The sequence below is a fragment of the Streptomyces sp. NPDC047072 genome, from assembly GCF_040643855.1.
In the GTDB taxonomy this organism is placed as follows: Bacteria; Actinomycetota; Actinomycetes; order Streptomycetales; family Streptomycetaceae; genus Streptomyces.
Window position 1 is genome coordinate 81385 of sequence record NZ_JBEYVC010000017.1, and the last position, 20580, is coordinate 101964.

Annotated in this window: 19 protein-coding genes and 1 pseudogene; 11 read left to right on the plus strand and 9 right to left on the minus strand. The window is 68.8% G+C overall.

Annotated features, from left to right (window positions below; genetic code table 11):
- Positions 1–2 precede the first annotated feature (2 nt).
- Positions 3–938, minus strand: coding sequence for a LysR family transcriptional regulator (locus tag ABZ896_RS10650; RefSeq protein ID WP_360925168.1), 936 nt, complete (start codon positions 936–938; stop codon positions 3–5).
- A gap of 276 nt (positions 939–1214) precedes the next feature.
- Between ABZ896_RS10650 and ABZ896_RS10655 the strand changes: the two genes are divergently transcribed.
- Complete coding sequence (locus tag ABZ896_RS10655; RefSeq protein WP_360925171.1) at positions 1215–2207, plus strand: winged helix-turn-helix domain-containing protein; 993 nt, start codon at positions 1215–1217, stop codon at positions 2205–2207.
- 515 nt (positions 2208–2722) lie between these two features.
- On the opposite strand, the gene ABZ896_RS10660 is transcribed toward ABZ896_RS10655, so the two are convergent.
- A complete protein-coding gene (locus ABZ896_RS10660) occupies positions 2723–3781 on the minus strand; it encodes a hypothetical protein (protein ID WP_360925174.1) in 1059 nt (352 codons plus the stop codon).
- A gap of 706 nt (positions 3782–4487) precedes the next feature.
- Between ABZ896_RS10660 and ABZ896_RS10665 the strand changes: the two genes are divergently transcribed.
- Positions 4488–5078, plus strand: coding sequence for a TetR/AcrR family transcriptional regulator (locus ABZ896_RS10665; protein ID WP_360925177.1), 591 nt, complete (start codon positions 4488–4490; stop codon positions 5076–5078).
- A gap of 80 nt (positions 5079–5158) precedes the next feature.
- On the plus strand, positions 5159–6223 hold the full coding sequence (locus ABZ896_RS10670; RefSeq protein ID WP_360925180.1) for an aldehyde reductase: 1065 nt from the start codon (positions 5159–5161) through the stop codon (positions 6221–6223).
- Between the two features lie 107 nt (positions 6224–6330).
- Here the strand turns inward: ABZ896_RS10670 and ABZ896_RS10675 are convergent, their stop codons facing one another.
- Together ABZ896_RS10675 and ABZ896_RS10680 are read right to left on the minus strand one after the other, a co-directional pair.
- Complete coding sequence (locus tag ABZ896_RS10675) at positions 6331–7233, minus strand: alcohol dehydrogenase catalytic domain-containing protein (RefSeq protein WP_360925183.1); 903 nt, start codon at positions 7231–7233, stop codon at positions 6331–6333.
- Positions 7234–7820: 587 nt separating this feature from the next.
- The gene (locus ABZ896_RS10680) at positions 7821–9149 is read right to left on the minus strand and encodes an epoxide hydrolase (RefSeq protein WP_360925186.1); all 1329 of its coding nucleotides are present in this window, start codon (positions 9147–9149) and stop codon (positions 7821–7823) included.
- A 308-nt stretch (positions 9150–9457) separates the two neighbouring features.
- Between ABZ896_RS10680 and ABZ896_RS10685 the strand changes: the two are divergent.
- The 4 genes and pseudogenes from ABZ896_RS10685 to ABZ896_RS10700 form a co-directional block, all read left to right on the plus strand.
- A pseudogene (locus ABZ896_RS10685) lies at positions 9458–9612 on the plus strand (SDR family oxidoreductase); the annotation flags it as partial.
- A gap of 385 nt (positions 9613–9997) precedes the next feature.
- A complete protein-coding gene (locus ABZ896_RS10690) occupies positions 9998–10177 on the plus strand; it encodes a hypothetical protein (RefSeq protein ID WP_360925189.1) in 180 nt (59 codons plus the stop codon).
- A 25-nt stretch (positions 10178–10202) separates the two neighbouring features.
- Complete coding sequence (locus tag ABZ896_RS10695) at positions 10203–10364, plus strand: hypothetical protein (protein ID WP_360925192.1); 162 nt, start codon at positions 10203–10205, stop codon at positions 10362–10364.
- Between the two features lie 126 nt (positions 10365–10490).
- The gene (locus ABZ896_RS10700) at positions 10491–11900 is read left to right on the plus strand and encodes an FAD-binding oxidoreductase (protein WP_360925195.1); all 1410 of its coding nucleotides are present in this window, start codon (positions 10491–10493) and stop codon (positions 11898–11900) included.
- Here the strand turns inward: ABZ896_RS10700 and ABZ896_RS10705 are convergent.
- Positions 11873–12124 carry a hypothetical protein gene (locus tag ABZ896_RS10705; protein ID WP_360925198.1) on the minus strand — a complete coding sequence of 84 codons (252 nt, stop codon included), beginning with the start codon at positions 12122–12124 and terminating at the stop codon, positions 11873–11875. The genes ABZ896_RS10700 and ABZ896_RS10705 overlap by 28 nt on opposite strands.
- Before the next feature lie 494 nt (positions 12125–12618).
- On the opposite strand from ABZ896_RS10705, the gene ABZ896_RS10710 reads away from it, so the two are divergent.
- On the plus strand, positions 12619–12783 hold the full coding sequence (locus tag ABZ896_RS10710; RefSeq protein ID WP_360925201.1) for a hypothetical protein: 165 nt from the start codon (positions 12619–12621) through the stop codon (positions 12781–12783).
- A 70-nt stretch (positions 12784–12853) separates the two neighbouring features.
- Positions 12854–13801, plus strand: coding sequence for an NmrA/HSCARG family protein (locus tag ABZ896_RS10715; RefSeq protein WP_360925204.1), 948 nt, complete (start codon positions 12854–12856; stop codon positions 13799–13801).
- A 601-nt stretch (positions 13802–14402) separates the two neighbouring features.
- Here ABZ896_RS10715 and ABZ896_RS10720 read toward each other — a convergent pair.
- The 4 genes from ABZ896_RS10720 to ABZ896_RS10735 form a co-directional block, all read right to left on the minus strand.
- Positions 14403–14825 carry a hypothetical protein gene (locus ABZ896_RS10720; RefSeq protein WP_360925207.1) on the minus strand — a complete coding sequence of 141 codons (423 nt, stop codon included), beginning with the start codon at positions 14823–14825 and terminating at the stop codon, positions 14403–14405.
- 285 nt (positions 14826–15110) lie between these two features.
- Entirely contained in the window at positions 15111–16547 is a 1437-nt protein-coding gene (locus ABZ896_RS10725; RefSeq protein ID WP_360925210.1) for an amidase, read from the minus strand.
- Positions 16548–16940: 393 nt separating this feature from the next.
- Positions 16941–18737 (minus strand): putative T7SS-secreted protein, encoded by a 1797-nt coding sequence (locus ABZ896_RS10730; protein ID WP_360925212.1) that lies wholly within the window; start codon positions 18735–18737, stop codon positions 16941–16943.
- A gap of 52 nt (positions 18738–18789) precedes the next feature.
- The gene (locus ABZ896_RS10735) at positions 18790–19473 is read right to left on the minus strand and encodes a hypothetical protein (RefSeq protein ID WP_360925215.1); all 684 of its coding nucleotides are present in this window, start codon (positions 19471–19473) and stop codon (positions 18790–18792) included.
- 156 nt (positions 19474–19629) lie between these two features.
- Here ABZ896_RS10735 and ABZ896_RS10740 point away from each other — a divergent pair, with 156 nt between their 5' ends.
- Positions 19630–19923 carry a hypothetical protein gene (locus tag ABZ896_RS10740; RefSeq protein ID WP_360925218.1) on the plus strand — a complete coding sequence of 98 codons (294 nt, stop codon included), beginning with the start codon at positions 19630–19632 and terminating at the stop codon, positions 19921–19923.
- A complete protein-coding gene (locus tag ABZ896_RS10745) occupies positions 19920–20546 on the plus strand; it encodes a hypothetical protein (protein WP_360925220.1) in 627 nt (208 codons plus the stop codon). Before ABZ896_RS10740 ends, ABZ896_RS10745 begins: the two co-directional genes overlap by 4 nt.
- The last annotated feature ends 34 nt before the right edge of the window (positions 20547–20580 follow it).

Below are 20580 nucleotides of genomic sequence, written 5' to 3' on the forward strand. Positions count from 1 at the left end.
GTTCAGGCTGGTCCGTCGGTGCCAGGTGCTTCTCGGAGCACCTGGTGGGCCGCTTCCCGCAGGGCGGCGACCGGCGGATCGTCCCGGTTCTCGGGGAGCCAGGCGAGTTCGGACGTGGAAAGCCCCAACTCCGGTACGTCGACATAGGCGATGCCGGCCCGCGGGTACAGGCGGCGGGCCGCGGCCGGCAGGAAGGTGATCGCCTGCCGCTGCGTCACGGCGAGGACCATGGCCTCGGTATCCCTGACGACCGGGCCGAAGCGGACCGGCGTGCCGTCGGGGCGCGGATTGACGGTGAGGTGATCCCACCACGGACGCGGCACTTCCGGGGGCATGTCGACGACCGCGCGGTCGGCGAGCTGGGCGAGCGTGAGGGGACCGCGGTCCGCGAGCGGGTCGTCGGCGGGCAGCACGACGACCCGCGGCTCACTGGCCAGATGCAGGGACTGCATCCCGGCCGGCAGCGGGCCGCGCAGGAAGGCGGCGTCGACCTCGCCGGTGAGCAGGGTGCCGAACATGTCGAGGAAGGTGACGTTGCGGACCTCGACCTCGAGCTCAGGGTGCCGGTCACGGAGGCGGGCGAGGACGGCCTGTGCGTGGGGCATGGCGGCCTCCGCGCCCAGACTGCCGATCCGCAGGCGCCCGCGTGCGGTCCCGGCGTGCCGGTCGGCGGCCCTGAGTAGCCGGGCCATCGCGCCGACCACCGCCTCCGCCTCCTCGACGAGTGCCCGGCCGGCGGCGGTGAGCCGTACGACCCGGCCGCCGCGCTCGACCAGCGCGACGCCCAGCCGCTGTTCGAGGGACCTGATCTGCTGGCTGAACGCGGGCTGGGTCACGTACACCCGCGCCGCGGCCCTGCCGAAGTGCAACTCCTCGGCGAGCACGAGGAACAGCCGCAGTTGGTGGACGCTCGGCTCCCGTACGCCACCGGCTCTCATACAGGAAAGGTTATCGAACAGGAGCCGATCCTCTTCGCGCCGTGATCTTCTCAGGGCCGGACGGCCCCGACAGGATCGACGCAGCGCCGCGGCGGGGCGGGGGAGGCCGTGGTGCGTTCGGGGGAGCGAGTGGTGGCCGCTTTCGTGGCCGCGGGGGCGTTGTGGTCCCCGCGTCGCGGGAGCGGAGCCGCTGCTGTCCGGTGTGCTCTTCTCCGCCGCCGGCAGCGCACGACGGGCACCGGCGCCGGGAACGTCGGCTCGCCTTCGGGGAACCACTTGCTGCGCATCCACTTCGACTCACGCGACCTGCAGAACGTACGGCTCGCTCAACGACCCGACCCCCTGTGGGAGTTGATGTGCGGGGTCTGCCGCTGGCAGACGCATCAGGGACCACTGGAGTTCGGTCGCTGGCGCCGGGAGACCGCGGAGCGGATGTCGTACGACGTCCGGGGCGCCCGTGCCCTGCGCGCGCTGCGCATCCTCGTCCCGGTCTCCGGCTACATCCCGGACTTTCTGACGCCCCCTGTCACGGGCGAGGGCCTGGAGGCCGGGCTGGAGGCGGTGCGGGCCACACCCCGCGACCGGCTGGCGGCGGACCTCACCCGGCTCACCGCGTCAACTCCCTTACGGCGCAGGGCGGGAGGCCTGCACGAGCCGACCCTGCGCTCCCTCGGACTCGTCGCGAACGCCATGCGGGACTCGTTCCGCACGCTGCTGGAACCGTACTGGGACCATGTGCGGTACGCGGTGAGCGACGACGTCGCCCTGCGCACCCGGACGCTTCTCGACGGAGGGACCGCCGCGCTCCTGGACGGACTGCGCCCGTTCGCCCGCTGGAACCCGCCGTACCTCGACGTGGACTACCCCGTCGACCGGGAGTTACGGCTGGAGGGCCGCGGACTCGTGCTCGTGCCGTCGTACTTCTGCTGGCGCAGACCCACCGCCCTCGCCGACCCGGACCTCGATCCGGTGCTCGTGTACCCCGTCGAGAAGCGGCCGTTGGAGATCGTGCGGGCCGGCGGGCAGCGCCTGGACCGGCTGCTGGGCCGCACGCGGAGCGCCGTCCTCGCCGACGTGGCGGGACACCGCATCCGCACCACGACCCAGGTGGCGGCGGCCCTCGGCCTGGCACCGGCGAGCGCGAGCTACCAGATCGGCGTGCTCCGCGGCGCGGGCCTGATCGTCAGCCACCGCGACGGCAAACACGTGGAACACTCGGCGACCCCACTGGCCCACAGCCTCCTGACGGGCGCCGCCCCACCGATGTGAACAGCGCCCGGCCCGCCACCACTCGACGAACCCTCCGGACAGCCGATCCCGGGCCCTAGAAGAACCCGAGCTTCTTCGGGCTGTACGAGACGAGGAGGTTCTTCGTCTGTTGGTGGTACAGCGCAAGAAGCTCGCTGACCTGCGGGTATGGCAACCGTGGGGAGGTTGTCGGGACCACCGGCCCGGGACTGGTCCGGATCTTGACCGATGCCGATCTCGGGGCGACCGGCTCTGTCGGAGTGGCCGCATCCGCCTGCCCCGCGTTGACGGTCCCCGTGGCACATGTTCTGGGAGGGTCCGCCCAGTTCGTAATAGCTGAGTGATAGCGGGTGACACGGAGAAGCCCCGCCGGGAACCACCCTGACAGGACCTCTGCGCTGAGCCGTGATCTCGTCGCGCATCTCGTGTAGCAGCCTGCCGTTGCCTCCGACGCGGTCCGTGACGATGAAGTCGGTACGGTCATCGACATCCTCGGAGCCGCGGGAGTGGAGGAAGGATGCGGTCGAGGAGATCGGTCAGGCGGTGGGGTAGGTGCCGGTGGAGGCGTGGTGGCGGGCGGTGCCGCAGCCGATCGCGTATCCCTGTGGGCGTGACCGGAGTACTGAGGGTACGGCCAAGACGAGCAAGGGGATCTCTCCCTCGCTGGTGAGCGGCGACGTCGGTCGGGGATCCGCGGGGAAATCGGCACCACTCTCGGCACCCTCGGTGCAACCGGGAGGCTCTGTCGTCGCCCCGGACAGGCCGCACCACCATCGTCGACATTCGCATCGACCTGCTGGAGTTGCCACGTTGGGCTGCCCGGCGAAACTCGTGTCGCCGGACCGACGCGGATAAGCCGGTCTGCACAACGCGTGGACCGGGTACCGGGACAGCGCCCGACAGGCCGTTGGCGGCGTCCACACCGCGGCGGTGAATCTGCAGCGGCCGTCCATTGCCTCAGCCCTCGAGGAGATCACCCTGGGGAGGATTCCCGGCATGGAGCCCCTGGCAGGGGACAGATCCCGCCAGTCGAGGTCCCCCTCCTCCACGGCCACTACTCGCCAGTCGTCCTCCTCGTTCAAGCTGCGGAACGCCTCGTGCAGGAAGCCGGGGAGCACCTCGCTGTCCCGACGGCCCGGGCGGTGCCGGTCCTCAGGAAGCGTCCAGTCTGCAGCGAAAAGAGTGCCGTCGATGTAGAGCGTGCGCTCCTGGCGAGGGCGGTGGCGGGCGAGCAGGCTCAGGATGTCGTTGCGAAGACCCGCGACTTCGTGGCGTCGAGCCGCCCGTTCCACACGCTGCAGTACTGGCGACAAGACGCCGAGTGTTACGCCGAGCGCCGCGAAGCCAGCCATGACGTAGTCGCCCAGAATGAGTGGTTCCTGATGGGCGAAGGCGTCCAGGAACGGCGTGTAGTAGGCCAGCACATATAGGTCCGGGGCGACGGGAAGGTCTACGGCGTGTGGGCCGGCTGCGTCCGGGCCGATCGCCGTCAGATGCATCGGGCCTTGGGGGGACGAGAAGTGCACCGCGCTCGCGTATGCGATCTTCGGCACTTCGCCCTTGATGGTCTTGACTGTCCCCTTCTGTTCTTCCATGGCTCCGCGTAGCCCCTTCGGCAGCGGACCTGAGCGGCCCTTGGCTTCCGCGACGACGTGGCCGCCGACGGTCCGCTCTCCGAAGAAGTCCGCCCGGCTCTGCCCGGGGTGAAGGTGAGATTGCAGGCGGAGGCGTAGCGGGCGACGTGCATGAAGAACCGGACGGATAGCTGACGCCCGGCGAAGATCTGGCACATGGCCTGCCCCAGGGTGTAGGACAGCATGCCCTTCTCGGAGGGGTCGAGTTCGCGGGCGAGGTCGGTACGCGTGATGCCACGGACCGGATCATCGCTCCAGCTGAGACAGGCGGGCAGGACCGCCACCCTGTGGCACCACTCGTACGCCGATGACCTCCCGTAGGACTGCCAGATCCTGCTCGACGGGGACGCCGGTACTGGCCGGGAAGAGCGTGGCATCGGTGTGCACGTGCGCGGGGCCATTGAAGAACATCGCCGCCGCTTTCCGGGTGCAGGGCCGTCATACACAGACCGTGAGGATCGCCGTCCCGGCATCTCTCTATCACCCTGGTCCGCAGTCCGCCCCGGCATCAGCGGAGACCGAAGCGACCTCGGGACCGCTGTGCCGACGCGCTTCGCGGCGGACTTGCCGGTCGCTTATCGAAAACGTATAGTCGAAAACTCGTTTTCGATGCTGGCCGTCCAGACGGGCGCGCGGGGACCGGCGACCTGGACGGCGGGAGTCACTGATGAGCAAGCAGGCACCGGCCTCCAACCGGCGCAAGCGGCTGACGGAGGAGCGTGAGCGCGAGATCCTCGATGCCACCTTCGACCTGGTCGCCGAAGTCGGCTACGAGCAGGCGACCGTGGACGAGGTGGCCAGACGGACGAAAGCGAGCACGGCCACGCTGTACCGGCGGTGGGAGAACAAGCCCAGGCTCGTGATCACGGCGATGACGGCACGCAAGTACCCGCCCCTGCCGCCCATCGACACCGGCGGGCTGCGCGACGACCTGGTGGCGCTGGCCCGCATGATGCCCGAGCCGCACCCGCAGGGTGCCCCGACCCTGGGGATCTGGCAGGCCGTCGTGTCCGACCCGGCCCTCGCCCAGGCCCTGCGGGACGTCCTGTTCGCCCCCTACCTCGCCGCGCTGCGCACGATCCTGGCCCGGCACGTCGAGCGGGGAACGATCCGTGCCGACAACCCGGCCCTGGCGCACGCCGAGATGTTCCTGATGGGCAGCGTCTTCGTGGAGAAGCTCTTCACCGGCACCGAGGCCGACGCCGACCAGCTCATCGCGGTCATGGACGCCCTGTTGCTGCCGGCGCTGACCAGTTAGTCGCAGCCGACCCCTTCCTCATCTGGACGGCGTCCGGCGGACCCGCCAGTACGCGTATCAAAAGACAAAGGAGCTTGGCCATGAGCAGCACGTCGACCGATACGTCGACCGATACCGTCCTGGTCACCGGAGGCTCCGGGTTCCTGGGCGGCCGTGTGATCGCCCAGGCGCTCGGTGAGGGATACCAGGTCCGCACCACGGTGCGGTCTCTCAGGCGAGAGGCGCAGGTCCGCGGGGACTTGGCGGCCATGGGCGTGGACGCGGGGGAGCGGCTCACGTTCGTGGCGGCGGACCTCACCGCGGACGCGGGATGGGCCGAGGCGGTGGCGGGCTGCCGCTACGTCCTGCACACCGCCTCCCCCTTCCCGGGCGGCGAGCCCGACCACGAGGACGACCTGATCGTCCCGGCCCGGGAAGGCACGCTGCGCGTGCTGCGCGCGGCCCGCGACGCAGGCGTCGAACGCGTGGTGGTCACCTCCTCGTTCGCCGCCGTCGGCTACGGCAGGCCCGTCACCGAACAGCCCTTCACCGAGGACGACTGGACCGACCCGGACAGCGACATCCCCGCCTACATCAGGTCCAAGGTGCTGGCCGAGCGGGCCGCCTGGGACTTCGTAGCGCGCGAGGGCAACGGACTCCAACTCACCACCGTCGCCCCGGTCGGCATCTTCGGCCCCGTCGTCGGAGGCGACCACTCCTCTTCGATCAGCATGATCACCGGCCTGTTCAGCGGCGCCATGCCGGGCACACCCCGCCTGTACTTCGCCGTCGTCGACGTCCGCGACGCCGCCGACCTGCACCTGAAGGCCATGACCGACCCCAAGGCCGCCGGTGAACGCTTCATCGCCGCCGCCGGCGACGCCGTCTCCCTGCACCAGATCGCGCTCGCCATCCGCGACCGGCTCGGCGATGCCGCCGGTGCCGTCCCGGCCATCGAACTCCCGGACGAGACGGTACGCAGGGCCGCCGAGGTCAACCCGGCGCTGAAGGGCCTGCTGCCCAACCTGGGCAAGGTCCGCCATGTCAGCAACGACAAGGCCCGCACCGTGCTCGGCTGGAGCCCCCGCAGCAGTGAGGACGCTGTCGCGGCCACCGCGGAGAGCCTCCTGGGACTCGGCCTTCTGGCCGCCGCGCATCCGGGATAGGCGCAAGCGCGCATGCGCGTTCCTGCCTGGTTCAGCACGTCCAATGCGGCCGGCGTCCAGGGGACCGATCCGGGGCGCCGGTCGCCCACCCATCGCGAGTCATACGGTCATAGGGTCAGTACGACGCGCTCGTGCACCTGACCGCTCTCCAGCAGGCGGTGCGCCTCGCCGGCGTCCTGCATGCGCATGGTTGTGTACTCCCGCAGCCGGAGCCGCCCCTGCGCCAGCATGGGCATGGTGTCCTCCAGGGCGTGAGGAGCCCGCTCCGGAGCGGGATGTGACAGTGCGACACCGAAGTCCGCCGCGGTGGGGTCGGACAAGGTGATGACGCGGTCGGCGGCTCCGGTCAACGCGATCGCGTCCGCCAGCACTCCCTTGCCGGACGCGTCGAACGCGAAGTCGACGGCCCCGACACTCCGGACCGCGTCGACCAGTTCGGCGCCGTAGCGTACGGGCGTGGCGTCCAGGGAGGTGACCAGTGCGTCGTCCCGCGCGCCTACGGCACTCACCACCTTGATGCCCTGTGCGACAGCCAACTGCGTCGCGATCAGGCCGACGGCTCCGCCACCGCCGAGCACCAGCAGCGTGTCGCCCGTCTTCACCCCCAACTGCCGCAGAACCCCCGCTGCTGCCTCGGCCGAAGCTGGCAGGGAGGCCGCGGCCGCCCACGGAACGGACGTTGGCTTCTCGACCCACATCGAGGCGACGGCGTCTTCGGCGTATCCACCAAGGTCGAAAAGCAGCGCTGCGACTTCCTTGCCGACCCGCGTTCCGGTCACTCCAGGCCCCAGCGCGTCGACGGTGCCAGCGACCTCGAAGCCGAGTACGGCGTTCCGCTGGAGCGAGAAGGCCTTGAGGCGACCCGACCGCAGAGCGAGATCGGTCGGGCCGACGCCCGCGGCCTTCACCTTCACCCTGATCTGCCCCTCGCCCGGCTGGGGAAGCGGGACATCAGTCCATCGCAACATGTCAGGACCGCCGAAGTCGGTCAGGGTGATCGCTTTTGGCATGTTTCCTCCGTCGGGGAGCCCACGACCCCGTCCAGGGAAGGTCAGAGAGAGGACAGCAATATCGGCGGTCTCTCGGCAGAGAGATGTACATCCATGCCGTCCGACCCTGTTGCACCACTCGGCCGGACACCAATGGGCAGGCATGAGTTCATACCTGTAGCACGGTGCAGGGGGCTCAAAGGGTTCAGCTCGGTGTGGTCCACGCCGAGGAGGCCGAGGAGGGGTACGCCGCGGCCATCGCGTGCGCTCGCGGGGGTGTCCCCGTACTGATGCCAGGCAGCCCGCCGACGCGCACTCCGCGCCCGACGTCGCGGAGCAGGACTTTGGCTTGACCGTGTCGTCGAGGTAGTTCTGGAAGGCAGCCGGTCGGCGGGGTGGTGGGGGCTCTACACCCATGTCAGCGACGACTTCATGACCACTGCTCTGAGCAGGGCACTTGCGCTGGCATCTGCGCAAGGTGATGGTGGACCGCGGGATCGCGCTCTCAACAAGCCGGGTCTACCGGCTCGTTGTACGAGCGCGAAGCCCTCACCGTCGTCGTCACGGAGACCCGCCCGGCACCCTCCTTGGAGTGCCGGGCGGGGGAGTCAGCGCACGAGACGGGCGTAGGCCCGCAGTTCCTCCGTGAAGATCTGGGGCTGCTCGAACGCGGCGAAGTGGCCGCCGGCGGGGATGTCGTTGTTGAAGTAGACGAGGTCCTTGTACGCCTTCTGCGCCCATACCTTCGGTGTGCGGACCAGTTCCGCGGGGAAGACGCTGAGGCCGACCGGCAGGTCGAGCACGGTCAGGCCGTGGCTGTTACGGGTGGCCTCCCAGTACAGCCGCGCCGAGGAGGCGGCCGTGTTCGTCAGCCAGTACAGGGTGATGTCGTCGAGCATGCGGTCGTAGCCGAGGACGCGTTCCGGGCGGTGGTCGCTGTCCGTCCAGTCCGTGAACTTCTCGAAGATCCACGCGGCCTGCCCCGTGGGCGAGTCGGCGAGTCCGTAGCCGATGGTCTGGGGGCGGGTGGCCTGTTCCCGGAAGTAGCCGGAGCCCTGCGTCTCGAAGACCTGCTGCTGGGCGATCGCGGCCTGTTCCTCCGGGGTGCTGTCGCCGAGGGCGGTGTTGCTCAGCAGGAACTCGGGCAGGTTGAGGTGCACGCCGAGCAGGCCGACCGGCCGCTGCTTGGCCATCTGCGTGGTGACGGCCGCTCCCCAGTCTCCGCCCTGGGCGATGTAGCGGCGGTAGCCCAGTCGCCGCATCAGCTCGATCCACGCGGAGGCGATGCGCCCGGGATCCCATCCGGTCCGCGTCGGCCGGTCGGAGAATCCGTACCCGGGCATCGAGGGGATGACGACGTGGAACGCGTCGCGGGCGCTGCCGCCGTACCGGGTGGGGTCGGTGAGGGGGCCGATCGTGTCGAGGAACTCGACGAAGGAGCCGGGCCAGCCGTGGTTGAGGATCACCGGCAGAGCGTCGGGGTGCTTGGACCGGACGTGCAGGAAGTGGATCCCCATCCCGTCGATCAGCGTGCGGTACTGGCCGGCCGCGTTCAGCCGGTTCTCCAGGTCACGCCAGTCGTACCGGGTGCGCCAGTGCTGGACGAGGGGGCGCAGCCGGCCGAGCTGGGCACCCTGGGAGCCGTCCTCGACGGTCTCCGCCTCCGGCAGCCGGGCCGCGGCCAGCCGACGCCGCAGGTCGTCGAGCGCGCTCTGCGGCACGCGGAGATGCAGCGGGGCGATGTCCGGTCCGGCCGGCGGCAGCGTGAGATCCGCGACGGTCGCGGCCTGGGCCGTAGGGGCGCCGACGGTCAGGCCCGCCGACAACGCCGAGGCCGCTCCGGCGACGGCGGCCGAGCGCAGGAAGCCACGACGGGTGTTCGCCCGCGGCGCCTCCCCGGCGAGGGGAGGTTCGGCGGAACGCGAGTCTCTGAACAAGGATCCTCCGTAAGTCACTGGATGATGAGGGGACCGGGAACCGCCGTCATGGCGGCGTCGGCGCCGCTGCCGGCCAAAGGCGCCATGCGGTGGGGGTGGCGTGCAGTGGGGCTCGGCCGGAGGTTCGCAAGGTCCACGTGGAAACACGGTGCCGCGCTCCTGGATGGTTCACCGACGCGCCGCGTCGGGGCGCGGTGTGCGAAGGCCCGCGCATCGTCGAACGTTGGGCCGTCGCTGTGTCGTGGTGCGGTCATGAGGTTCGTGAAGGAACCGGCGACCGTCGGGCTGCCGCGAACACAGGAGAGACATCATCGGCCGCCATCCGCGCCTTCTCCCGCACCTGGGCAGACGAACTGAGCGGGCGCGGCATCCGCGTCAACACCGTCTCCCCCGGCCTCATCACCACCCCGGCTTCGTCACCGGCACCGAGATCTTCGTCGACGGCGGCGCCAAGCAGGTGTAGTCCGGTCCGACCCCGCTAGGCAATGCCCGTCCGAGGCCATGATCTTCCCCCCTCAGAAGGACCGTGCAGTGTCCGCGGACGGTACGGGGACACCGTCTCGCACCCCGCCGTGCGTACCTCCGCGCACCTTGCTACCCCAGTTTCGGGACCGGGCGTCCGCTCATCGTCAGCCGACCGTCACTCTTTCGGCACTGGCCTTCGGGAGAGTGCGTCAGCAGGCAGACGCTCTCAGTCCAATGGGGGAACAATGAAGCTCGCGGGCAAGACACCGGTCATCACGGCGACACCGTGGGAATCCGCTCCGCCACCGCCAAGCGCATTCTCATGGAGGCGGCAAGGGCGTCACGGAGGGTGATGAGGAGCGACTCAGCACACTCGCAAGGAGTTGGCTGAGCTGGGGGACGCCTCGGTCGTACGAACCGGTGTGCGCAGCTTCGAAGACCTCGGTCTCCCGGCCACGTGTGCCGAGGACGCGGTCGGCGGTCGGCTCGACATCCTCTTCGTCAACGCCGGCGTCGCCCACTTCGGTCCTTTCGAGGAGCTCGACCACTCCCGCTTCCGATGATGAGATCGCGGTCAATTTCCGCGGCGTGTTCTTCATGGTCCGGAAGCTGACCCGGCTTCTGGTGGATGGCTCGTTGGCCGTGGTGAACGCCGGCAGTCCGGCTCAGGCCTCGTTGCCTGACCTGGCGGTCTACGGAGCCGCCAAGGTGCCGTGCGCTGCCTCGGCCGGTCTTTCGCCCATGAGCTGAAGGACCGCGGAATCTGGGTCAACGTCGTGGCCATCGCCTCGGCTGTGCTGCTCCTCGCCTCCGACGACCGCCGCTCCGTCCAGCCCTGCCACAGATGCACAGATGCACAGAACAAGGAGATCCATTGTGGCTACCTCAACGGCCATAGTCCGGACCGATCCGGATGTCATTGCCCTCGCCGAAGCCGTCCAGGGACAGGTATTCCTGGTTGACGACCCCGGGTACGCGGAAGCCTGCGCCACGTACAACCTGCTGACCCCCCTGTCGCCGGTCCTCGCGGTCGCCGCCTCGGGGCCGGCCGACGTCCAGGCCGCCGTGCGGTTCGCGACGGGGCGCGGGCTGGGCGTGGCTGTCCGCAACGGCGGTCATCAGGTGGTGCGGCCCACCGAGGACACCGTCCTGGTGAACCTTTCCGCAATGAGCGGGGTCACCGTCGATCCCACGGCCCGTACGGTGCGCATCGAGGGCGGTGCGCTGTGGGGTGACGTGATCGAGGCCGCCGCCAAGCACGACCTGGCACCGCTCAACGGCTCCAGCCCGACGGTCGGCGCCATCGGCTACTGCCTGGGCGGCGGTCACGGCCCCGTCCTGAGCAGGAAGTACGGCTATGCCGCCGAGCACGTGACCAGCATGGACGTAGTCCTGGCCAGCGGGGTGACGCAGCGAGTCACCGCCGCCTCGGATCCCCGTCTCTTCTTCGCCCTGCGAGGCGGCAAGGGCAACTTCGCCGTCGTGACGGCGGTGGAAATGGCGCTGTTCCCGGTCGCCCGCTTCTACGGCGGTGGGCTCTGGTTCCCCGGCGAGCAGCTCGCCGACGTGTTGCGCACCTGGCAGCCCTGGTGCGAACAGCTCCCCGACGAGTTCTCCACCTCGGTCGCGATCCAGCGCCTGCCCGATGACGAGATGCTGCCCCCGCCGCTGCGCGGCGCCTTCGTGGTGCACGTCCGCCTCGCCCACCTCGGCGACGCGGCGGAGGGCGAGGCGATGCTCGCACCGCTGCGCGCTCTTGGCCCCACGGTCCTCGACACCGTCGCGGACACGCCGTACCGCGAGGTCGCGGCCGTACACAGCGACCCCCCGCTGCCTCTGCCGTACGTCGACCGCAGCTCGGGCCTGCGTGAGCTGTCCGCCGAAGCGATCGACAGACTGGTCGAGTTGACCGGGCCCGGCTCGGACTGCCCCCTGGTCAGTGTCGAGATACGGCGGCTCGGCGGCGCGATGGACCGCGAGCCGCGGATACCCGACGCCGTGCCCAGCCGCGGCCTTCCCTACCAACTGTTCGCCTTCGGCGTCGGAGGCCCCGACCAGGCTGATGAGCTCCGCGCCTCCTTGGCCGGGCTGATCGACGGCATGAGCCCCTGGGCACACAAGGCCACGATGCTCAACTTCCTGTCCCCTGACGAGGCGACCGTTCCCGAGGAGGTGCTGGGCGTATACGGCGTGGAGCTGTATGCGCGGCTGGCGGCGCTCAAGTCGGCGTACGACCCGCTCAACGTGTTCCGGGCCAACTACAACATCGTGCCGCTTGTCGCATAGGCGACGCCGCCCGCCTTTCCCAGGTGGTCGTCCAGCAGGCGGCGGTGGGGCACCACCGCCGCCTGCGCGGCCGGAGAGTCCTCCCAGCGGGAGAGTTCCCCAGCGTATGTACGCAGCGGGTCATGGGTCGTGAATAGGCCTGGTTCCCGCTGGGTCCGCAGATGCGCACGGGTCAGCTCCGCGAGCAGCCGACGCACGGCCGACTCACCTGGTCGGCGTCGCATGCGGTGTACTGCTCCCCGTCTGGCCCCGGCCTTGCCGACCGGGTGGTGGGGCCGGTCACGCAGCACGCCCGGCGCGGAGACCGCCGGTGCCGTTCTCCACATCCGACTGACGATCGATTGACGACGTACCGGCGGCGCTCTGACTGGACGATTCGTCATGAACCCTCGCAGCGCCCCCTGTCGTAGTGGCCAGTGAGAAGCGGTGACGAAGGGAGATCGGTTCGTGGAACAACGATCGTCGGCCGGGGACGTCCGGGCCTTCGAGAGCCTGCTCATGGTCAGCCGTCTGCTGGAGGCGTCGGTCAACCAGGTGATCGAGAAGGAGTTCGGCATCACTTGGGAGGAGTACTCGGTTGTGTCGATCCAAGAGTCGTACGAGTCACGCCGTCGCGCGCCAGGAACGCAGGGGCCGGCTCACCCGGTCACCGTGCCCCAGGGACGCACGGGCGGCGCACGCCGCCCTCACGGCCGAGGGCGTCGCTCTCCTGCGACAGGTGGATGCGACATACGAGACCGCCGTACGCGACAGCCTCACCGCGCCCCGTGTCGGAACCCGACAAGTCGCTGATCTCGACGAGTTGCTCCAGTCGCTCATCGACGAGCTCAGTGACCCGGAGCCCGCGACGGGCTGTACGCGACTGCGGCTCGTACGCCCGTAGCCGCTCTCCTCTCCGCGCATACCACCCACCACCCACCACCCACTGTCACCTCAACTCGAATCAGGGCCTCATGACCGACAAGAAGACGATTGCAGTGCTCGGAGCCACCGGCCGCCAGGGCGGCGGCCTGGCCGATGCGATATTCAGCGCGTCCGACGGCGCCTTCGGCGTCCGCGCCCTCACCCGTAACCCCGGCTCGCAGAAGGCCCGAGCTCTCGCCTCCCGAGGCGCCGAGGTCGTCGCGGCGGACCTCGACGACGAGGAGTCGCTGCGCCGGGCCTTCGACGGCGCGTACGGCGTCTTCGCGGTGACGAACTTCTGGGAGCACATGTCGGCGAAGTCCGAACTCGCTCAGGCGGCCAACATCGCCCGTGCCGCGAAGGCTTCGGGCGCGGCGCACATCATCTGGTCGACCCTGGAGGACACCCGCCCGCACCTGCCCACGGACCGTGGCACCCACCCGACGCTGCAAGGGTCGTACAGCGTTCCGCACTTCGACGCCAAGGCGGAGGCCGACCGCTTCTTCGCCTACCTCGGCGTGCCCACCACCTATCTGCGGACCGCCCTGTACTGGGAGAACTTCCTCGACTCGCTCGCCCCGACCCGAGACGCGGACGACAGGCTCGTGCTCACCCTGCCGATCGGTGACGCCAGGCTGGCCGGCATCGCCGTCCAGGACATCGGTCTCACCGCCCTGGGCATCTTCACCCGGGGCCCCGCCCTGGCACGGGAGACCGTCAGCATCGCCGGACAGCACCTCACCGGGAAGGAGTTCGCCGCCGCCTTCAGCGAGGTGCTCGGGGAAGAGGTCGTCCACCAGCCCATGGACCACCACGAGTTCCGCGCACTACCGTTCCCCGGTGCCATGGAAATGGGCAACATGTTCCAGTACTACTGGGCGGCCGAGACTGACTTCACCGGGGCCCGTGACATCGAGGCGGTCCGCTCACTCAACCCCCGCCTGCAGGACTTCCGTACCTGGCTGGACGAGCACAGTTCGCACTTCATCTCATCATGAAGCACAGCCTCTCCTTCTCCCTCTCGGCGCTGTCGCGCGCGTGGTGTGACGGAGCCTTGACGCTCAGGTGCCGGGCTCCCGGCCTCAGGAGTTGCCGGACGAACTCGCCGCCACCGCGCTCGACCGAGGACGCGGTCGTCGCCGGACTCTTCCCGCCCAAGGACCGGCACATCAACTTCCTGGGCCGCTGCCTGTCAACAACAAGGCTGGGGGGACCCGGCCGGGGGCCTGCGCCCCTTCCGCGCCCCGGGCGCCGTCGAGGATGCTGAGGACAAGGATCGATCCCGCGCGTGAGCGGAGCACATCCTGTTCGGCGAGCCGCGGCCACGGCATGGGAGGGAAGTCCGCGCTGCGCGAGGAGTTCTAGCAGCCGCGCAACTCTTCGAGCCTGCCTTGCAACTGGTCGTGGACGGCGTCGTAGCCGGACGCGCCCAGAACCAGGCGACGGGCACGCCCCGTCGGCCGGCGACCGAGGACGGCCGCCACAGCTCGGTGCGGCGGGTGCTGTCGGCCGGCTCGATGGTCATCCGGGCTTCGACGATCCGTACCTCGAGCCTTCCGTAGCCGCGCTCAGCCCGGTACGTCCCGGCGCAGACGGTGGTCAGGCGGTGGTCAGGTAGGAGCCGTCCGGCAGCGGGCGGCGCACCGTCGGGCGCCGCTTGCGGGTCGAGCGCGGCAGGAAGGATGCGCCCGTGCCGGTCACTGCCTCCAAGAAGTCGTATGCGTCGTCGTAGGCGTCGGCCAGCAGCACCATCGAGGCGTCCAGGGGAGGCGGCAGGCGGCGTGCGTAGCTGAGTTTGCCGGTGGTGTCCGGGCCGAAGGCCGCGCCGAGCAGGGCGCGGGTACCGCACTCGACCAGCGCCACCAGGCGCAGCAGGGGGTGGCCGCATTCGGGCATCGGACCGCCGTGCTTGGGGAAGCGCCAGGTCACTGCTTCCTCGTCGGGGATGCTCAAGGTGGTGCCGTCCACCGCGACCGCCCGCAGAGCGCGGGAGAAGGTGCCGGACTGGGCCCGGGTGGCCACCGGACCGGCCAGGATCTCGAACAGACGGCGGGGCGGGGCGCTGTCCGGCCGGCGTCCCCCACATCCCGAAACCGCGTGATCAAACCCTGCATCAGATCCGGATCACCAGGAGTGGGATCACCTCTCCGCTCACGCGACGGCCAGTCCTGACACGGCACGGGACATACCGGGCAGCCAGCCGCTCACAACGTCGCCGTCAACCCTGGGGAGAATCGAGGTCAATGATCGCTGGGGGATCGCGTGAATTCCTTCACCAGTTTTTCCCGCAGAGACCATGACAGGTGTTCAGGTCAGATCCGGCCTATTTTGTGCCCACGATTGCATGCGATCCATTTGGCCTGCCAGAGCCAGCAGAGTCGCTTCGTCATGCGGGCGTCCCACTATCTGCACGCCCAGTGGCAGACCTGCTTCGGTGAAGCCGGCGGGCACGGACGCCGCCGGATTGCCCACCAGGTTCCACAACGTCATGTACGCGGTGTACTGCTGTGCTCCGAGCAGAGTCTTAATCCAGTTCTCTTCGTAGAGTTCACCGACCCGCAGCGCCGGGCGCGGAGTTACTGGACAGAGCAGGACATCAACCTTCTCGAACACCGTGTTGACTTTGGCCACAATTCTGTCACTGTACCGATGCGCCGCCGCGACGATGCGGTCCGGGTAGCGTCGCCCTAGAGCATGAAGCGACTGGACGCGTTTCGACAGATTTTGCGGCTCATCAACTGCTGCCACAGACTCGACGAGCGAACGGAAGAAGCGCGGCCCATAACTGAACATAGCGGTGGGATCCACCAGAGGAGGTTCGGTCAGTGAAACATCGTGCCCCAGGTCGGACAAAGCCCGAGCTGTGCGATGCACGGCCTCGCGGACCTCATGATGGATCCTGCCTCCGATGGGCCACGGTCTCAAAGAGACTCCAATCCGCAGAGTGCCGGGCTGCTGTGACGCGGCCTCAACAAAGGGCATGGCCGGAATCACAGCTCGGTGCCGGTCTCCGGGCTGTGACCCTTGCAGAACATCCATAAGGGTTGCGGCATCGGACACGGTCCGGGTGAGAGGGCCGACGACTGACAGCCCGGTCCACACCTCGGCGTGCGGCGCCAATGATATGCGTCCCCGCTGAGGCTTCAGTCCGAACAGGCCGGTTGCCGCGCTGGGCATTCTGATGGACCCGCCTCCATCGCTACCCAGCGCTGCAGCAGCGAGACCCCCGGCAACTGCAGCAGCGGCGCCGCCACTTGAACCGCCCGGGGAGTGATCCAGAGACCAGGGATTGCGCGTAGGGCCGGCGTGCGCTGTCTCGGTAAACGGCCACAGGCATAGCTCGGGAGCCCGTGTTCTGCCGAGTACGACAGCGCCTGCCCGGCGCAGTCGGCTTACCACTTCGGCGTCATCGGCGGCGATTGCGATCACAGCGTCTGTACCCATAGTCGTGGGAAGCCCAGCAACAGCTGTGTCCTCCTTAAGAGCAATCGGCACCCCTAGCAAAGGAACGTCGTGTCCTGCCTTGCGTCGAGCATCAGCCTGAGCCGCATATTTCCGTGCTTCATCGCGGAACACCACGCTAAATGCGTTCAGGGCAGGATCGAACCGCTCGATTCGGTCCAAATGCGCTTCAATCAGTTCGGCCGATGTTATCTTACCTGTACGCAAAAGAGCCAACTGGCCATTGACGCCGGCGAAGCACGCGTTGCTGAGAGCATCGTTCTTGTTGATTTTTTCCGTCATTGTGGGTGGGGTCTCCGCGATTTTAGAGAACTGCAACTTGGCGGCGCCGTATCCTGAGACTGAGGGTTTTGCTTTTCCGTTGGAAGGTGCAGCCGGGGTAAAGTACGTCCAGCGCGACCGGTCTGGTACCGAAATTGCACCTGCCTTCTCAATCTAGGCATACAGCGTGCGGTCATGGAAGTTCCAGCCGGTGCTCTGGCAGAGAATGCAGTCCTTGCCGCCTGACCCGCAGACTCACCGACGAAGCCACCCCCCAACTGGCGCGGAACCTGGCCCGGGACCAAACACAAATCACCGGACCAAACGCTCAGTCAGAGAACCGCCGGTGGGCGGTCGCTCCGGACGGGCCGAACGACCTGGAACAACTCCCACAACTCGTCCGGCGCCAGCCACTCAACGATCCCCACCGCTGCCGTCGCCCGTGGTGGAGCTCGGGCGGCCGCTGTTCAAGGGCTTGATGATGACGACGGTGCTGGGTTTGCCGTCGCTGGACCCGTCGCCGGAGGATGGGTCGACCTTGCCCTGGATGACGTTCACGATGCCGTTGCCCTGCATCTTGACTACTGTGCTGCCGGCATCGCCGCCGAAGCCCCCATCGGAGCCCTTGCCTCCGGGGGCCATGGTGATGTTCGTGGTGCCGTTACCAGAGAAGGTGAACCTTCCGCCGCCTCCTTTGCCGCCCTGGGACCCGGGGCCGGAGCCCTCGCCGCCGGCGCCCAAGTTGATGTTCGTGGTGCCGTCATCAGAGATCTGGGCGACTACCTTGCCTCCCTTGCCGCCTAGGCCCCCGTCGAAGGCCGGGCCGCCGTCGCCCAAGTCGATGTTGCTCTCAACGCTAGTGCTCGTGGTCCGGCTCACGCCTTGGCCGTCAGGGGTGCCGACGCCTATGGAGCCGGCATCGCCGCCGATGCCCCCGCCAATACCGGCGCCGCCCTTGCCTGTGCTGATGTCGAAGCCGCGGCCGCTGGAGTTGTTGCCGTTTGTGCCGCTTGGAGCAGGTGTCGTCGTAGGACCGGTGTTCGTTGATGTGTTGGGCGTGGCCTCTGGCCCGTCACCGCCCTGGGAGGAGCGTGTGGTGTTCCCTGGGTTCGAGCCGTTCTTGGTGGGGATGGGTGGGGGATTGCGACGGCCGCCGCCTCCCGCGATGCCGCCGCCCGCCGCGCCCAGTGCTCCGGCACCCAGAATGGCTCCGAGGTCGAGGTTGTCGCCGCTGAGGGCCTGGTTGGCGGCTTCGTCTGCGGCGGATCCGGCGAAGTCATCGCCTGCCTGCTTGATGGCGTTGCCGAGGGAGTTGCTGACGGTTTTCGTGTTGTCGGCGGTGTTCTTGATGTTCTTGATGGATCCGCCGGTGTTCTTGAGGCCGGGGATGAATTTCGCGGCGCCTGCTGCGCCGCCCTTGATGAGGGAGCCGCCGGGGACGAAGCTGAGCAGGCCGAGCGCGAAGTCGCCAAGGTTGAAATTCCCGTTCGCCAGGGCTGATATCTGGTCGATCGCGAAGAGCGCTCCGCCCAGCAGAGCACCCGCGACCGGGAAGAACACCGACACCGCGGCGACCAGAATGCCCAGGAGGATCTTGACGAACGGGAAGTCCGCGAAGAAGTCGGCGATCTTCTGGAAGATGCTCCGCTCCGGGATGGCCTCGCTCGCCGCCCGGTCCAAGACGTCCTCGCACTGCCGCTGGGCGCTTTCCCGCATCTGGCGGGCCTGCTCGGCCAGACTCTTCGCCGCGTTCAGAGCGGACTGGCCGGCCTCGATCTCGTCCTGCCGCTTGGTGGCCGCGGACTTCTCCTCGTCCGTGGGGGAGTCCGACAGCTTGATCGGCCCCTGGTTGGCCTGGCCCGCGGCGCTGCCCGCCTGGTCCACCGCCTTGTCGAAAGTCTCTTGGGCCTCCCGGAGTCTGGGGGCGTAATCCGTGTAGGCCTGCGCGGCGTCATGGAAAGACGTCGCGGTCTTGCGCAGCTTGTCCGGGAGGTCCTCGCCGATCTTCTTGTTGAGCGCGTCGATCGCGTCACCCCGGCCACGGGAGATGTCGCCGTCCCGCTTGAGGACGTTGAGCGCCTTCTCCGCCGCGTCCCCGACATCCCGGTAACGCGTGATCAGACCCTGCATCAGATCCGGATCACCAGGGGTCGGATCGCTGTCCATCCCCACCAGCTCGAAGTCCTGCTGGCTGGAATGCCGCCGAGCCATACCCGTACCCTCCCCTGAATTGTTGGACTGTGCGCCTGTACGCCCGTGCGCGTCACTGCCCGCCGGTGACCTTCTCGCCCTTCGGGCCGACGGCGAACCACTTCCCGCCCAGGCCCTGGCCGTTGAGGTCGCCGGGCTTGCTGTCGCCCGTGTAGCGGTAGATCGGCCGGCCGCCGACCGTGATCTGGATCTGGCCGTCCTCGCGGCGGATGGCTCCGACCTCCTTCGGATTCACACCCGCCATGTAGACCTTGCCGCCCTCCTCGACGGTGACCGGCGGCCATTTGACGGCACAGGCGTCGTTGCAGGCCGACCGTGAGGGAGACGCCGAGTCGTCGTCGAAGCGGTACAGCGCGGCCTGGTTGATGTTGATCAGATGCTGTGCGGGCAGCTGGTCGCTCGTGACGGCTGACAGCTGGACCCAGCGCGGCGGTGCCTCCTGGACGGCCACTCCGACTACCGTGCCGCCGTTGCCGTTCAGGCCGGCCTGCGCCGCCGTGGAGTCGACGACCTGCAGTGCCGCGTTGCCGGCCGCCGGGGCCGAGGACGACGCGGCGCCCGAGGACGTGGACGCAGCAGGGGCGGACGACGCCGGGGTGGCCGACGCCGACTGTGAGGTGTCCCCGATCTGGATGGTCTTGCCGCAGCCCGACAGCGCGGTCACGCAGCACAGGGCGAGCGCGGGAGCGACGACAGCGCGGCGGAGCGCTCCGCGCCGGGCTGGGGGAGGGGGCATCGGGCCGGTGAAGAACATCATGACTGCAACACGAGACAGCGGTGGCCCGGAGTTCAACGATCCGCGCGCCGGTGAACGATCCGGGACCGCGGCACCGTGTTTCCGACGGGGATCCGGTTCTGGATCTGTTCCCGCCGCCGACCAACGAGGAAACGCATGGCGTCACAAGTAGTCATCCCCGGTGCCGAACTCGACGAAGCCCGCTCCACGCTGGGCTTCGTCCACGACTTCATCGACATCGGTCACCACACGTTCGACTTCGACGCGATGTTCGGCCGTGACCTGTCCCGGGGAGCCGCCCAGAACTTCGAGAACAGGTGGGAGGACGGCAAGAACCGTCTGAAGAAGCAGGTCAAGGAGATCCAGGACGCCATCGGCAACATCCTGGACTCGTTCGAGAAGACCGACCAGGACGCGGTGTCGAACCTCGACGACGGGAGCAGCGCATGACCCCCGACCACGACCGGAGCGGGCCCGCGCGGCGCTTTCTGCTGGACATCCCCGACCAGTGGCAGCAGGCCGACCTCAGTGGCGTGGCCATGGCCAGGGTACGGGCTCGTGCGCTGGCCGCCGCGGCCACACCGGGCGAACAGGCCCGTATCAACGACATGTTCCGCCAGGGCAGGGAACTGGCCGCGGCCGCCCGGCGGCACGGCGCGCTGCTGGCCGTCGGTACGGCGGACATGTATCCCGACGGTCTCTTCCTGGCGTACGGCATGGTGTTCGCGGTCAGCATGCCGGCCGGGCAGGAACTGACGCTGCCCGTGCTGTCCGCCCAGCTCGGCACCGCCACGGCCGGAGAGGTGCCGGCGGACCGCGTCGTGACGACGGCGGAGGTGCCTCACGTGGGTACGGTCGCCCGGGTCACCGGCACGGAGACCGCCCGTGTGACGGCCGACCTCAGCGTGAAGCTGCTGACCATGCACACCATGATGCCGGTGCCGGGCGGTGACCAGGACTTCCTCGTGGTCACGCTCGTCAGCCCCAATCTGCCGCTGAAGAGCGAGGTGTACGACCTGTTCGACGCCGTCTCCAGCACGTTCCGGTTCGTCGAGGACAGCGTCGCCGTCTGACGACGTCCACCCCATGGATATAGGGAGAGGCGCC

Bases quoted from the DNA above. Each gene is read 5' to 3' on its own strand.
- ABZ896_RS10650 (WP_360925168.1), bottom strand. From the start codon at position 938: ATGAGAGCCGGTGGCGTACGGGAGCCGAGCGTCCACCAACTGCGGCTG.
- ABZ896_RS10660 (WP_360925174.1), bottom strand. From the start codon at position 3,781: ATGGAAGAACAGAAGGGGACAGTCAAGACCATCAAGGGCGAAGTGCCG.
- ABZ896_RS10665 (WP_360925177.1), top strand. From the start codon at position 4,488: ATGAGCAAGCAGGCACCGGCCTCCAACCGGCGCAAGCGGCTGACGGAG.
- ABZ896_RS10670 (WP_360925180.1), top strand. From the start codon at position 5,159: ATGAGCAGCACGTCGACCGATACGTCGACCGATACCGTCCTGGTCACC.
- ABZ896_RS10675 (WP_360925183.1), bottom strand. From the start codon at position 7,233: ATGCCAAAAGCGATCACCCTGACCGACTTCGGCGGTCCTGACATGTTG.
- ABZ896_RS10705 (WP_360925198.1), bottom strand. From the start codon at position 12,124: ATGCGACGCCGACCAGGTGAGTCGGCCGTGCGTCGGCTGCTCGCGGAG.
- ABZ896_RS10715 (WP_360925204.1), top strand. From the start codon at position 12,854: ATGACCGACAAGAAGACGATTGCAGTGCTCGGAGCCACCGGCCGCCAG.
- ABZ896_RS10725 (WP_360925210.1), bottom strand. From the start codon at position 16,547: ATGACGGAAAAAATCAACAAGAACGATGCTCTCAGCAACGCGTGCTTC.
- ABZ896_RS10730 (WP_360925212.1), bottom strand. From the start codon at position 18,737: ATGGCTCGGCGGCATTCCAGCCAGCAGGACTTCGAGCTGGTGGGGATG.
- ABZ896_RS10735 (WP_360925215.1), bottom strand. From the start codon at position 19,473: ATGCCCCCTCCCCCAGCCCGGCGCGGAGCGCTCCGCCGCGCTGTCGTC.
- ABZ896_RS10740 (WP_360925218.1), top strand. From the start codon at position 19,630: ATGGCGTCACAAGTAGTCATCCCCGGTGCCGAACTCGACGAAGCCCGC.
- ABZ896_RS10745 (WP_360925220.1), top strand. From the start codon at position 19,920: ATGACCCCCGACCACGACCGGAGCGGGCCCGCGCGGCGCTTTCTGCTG.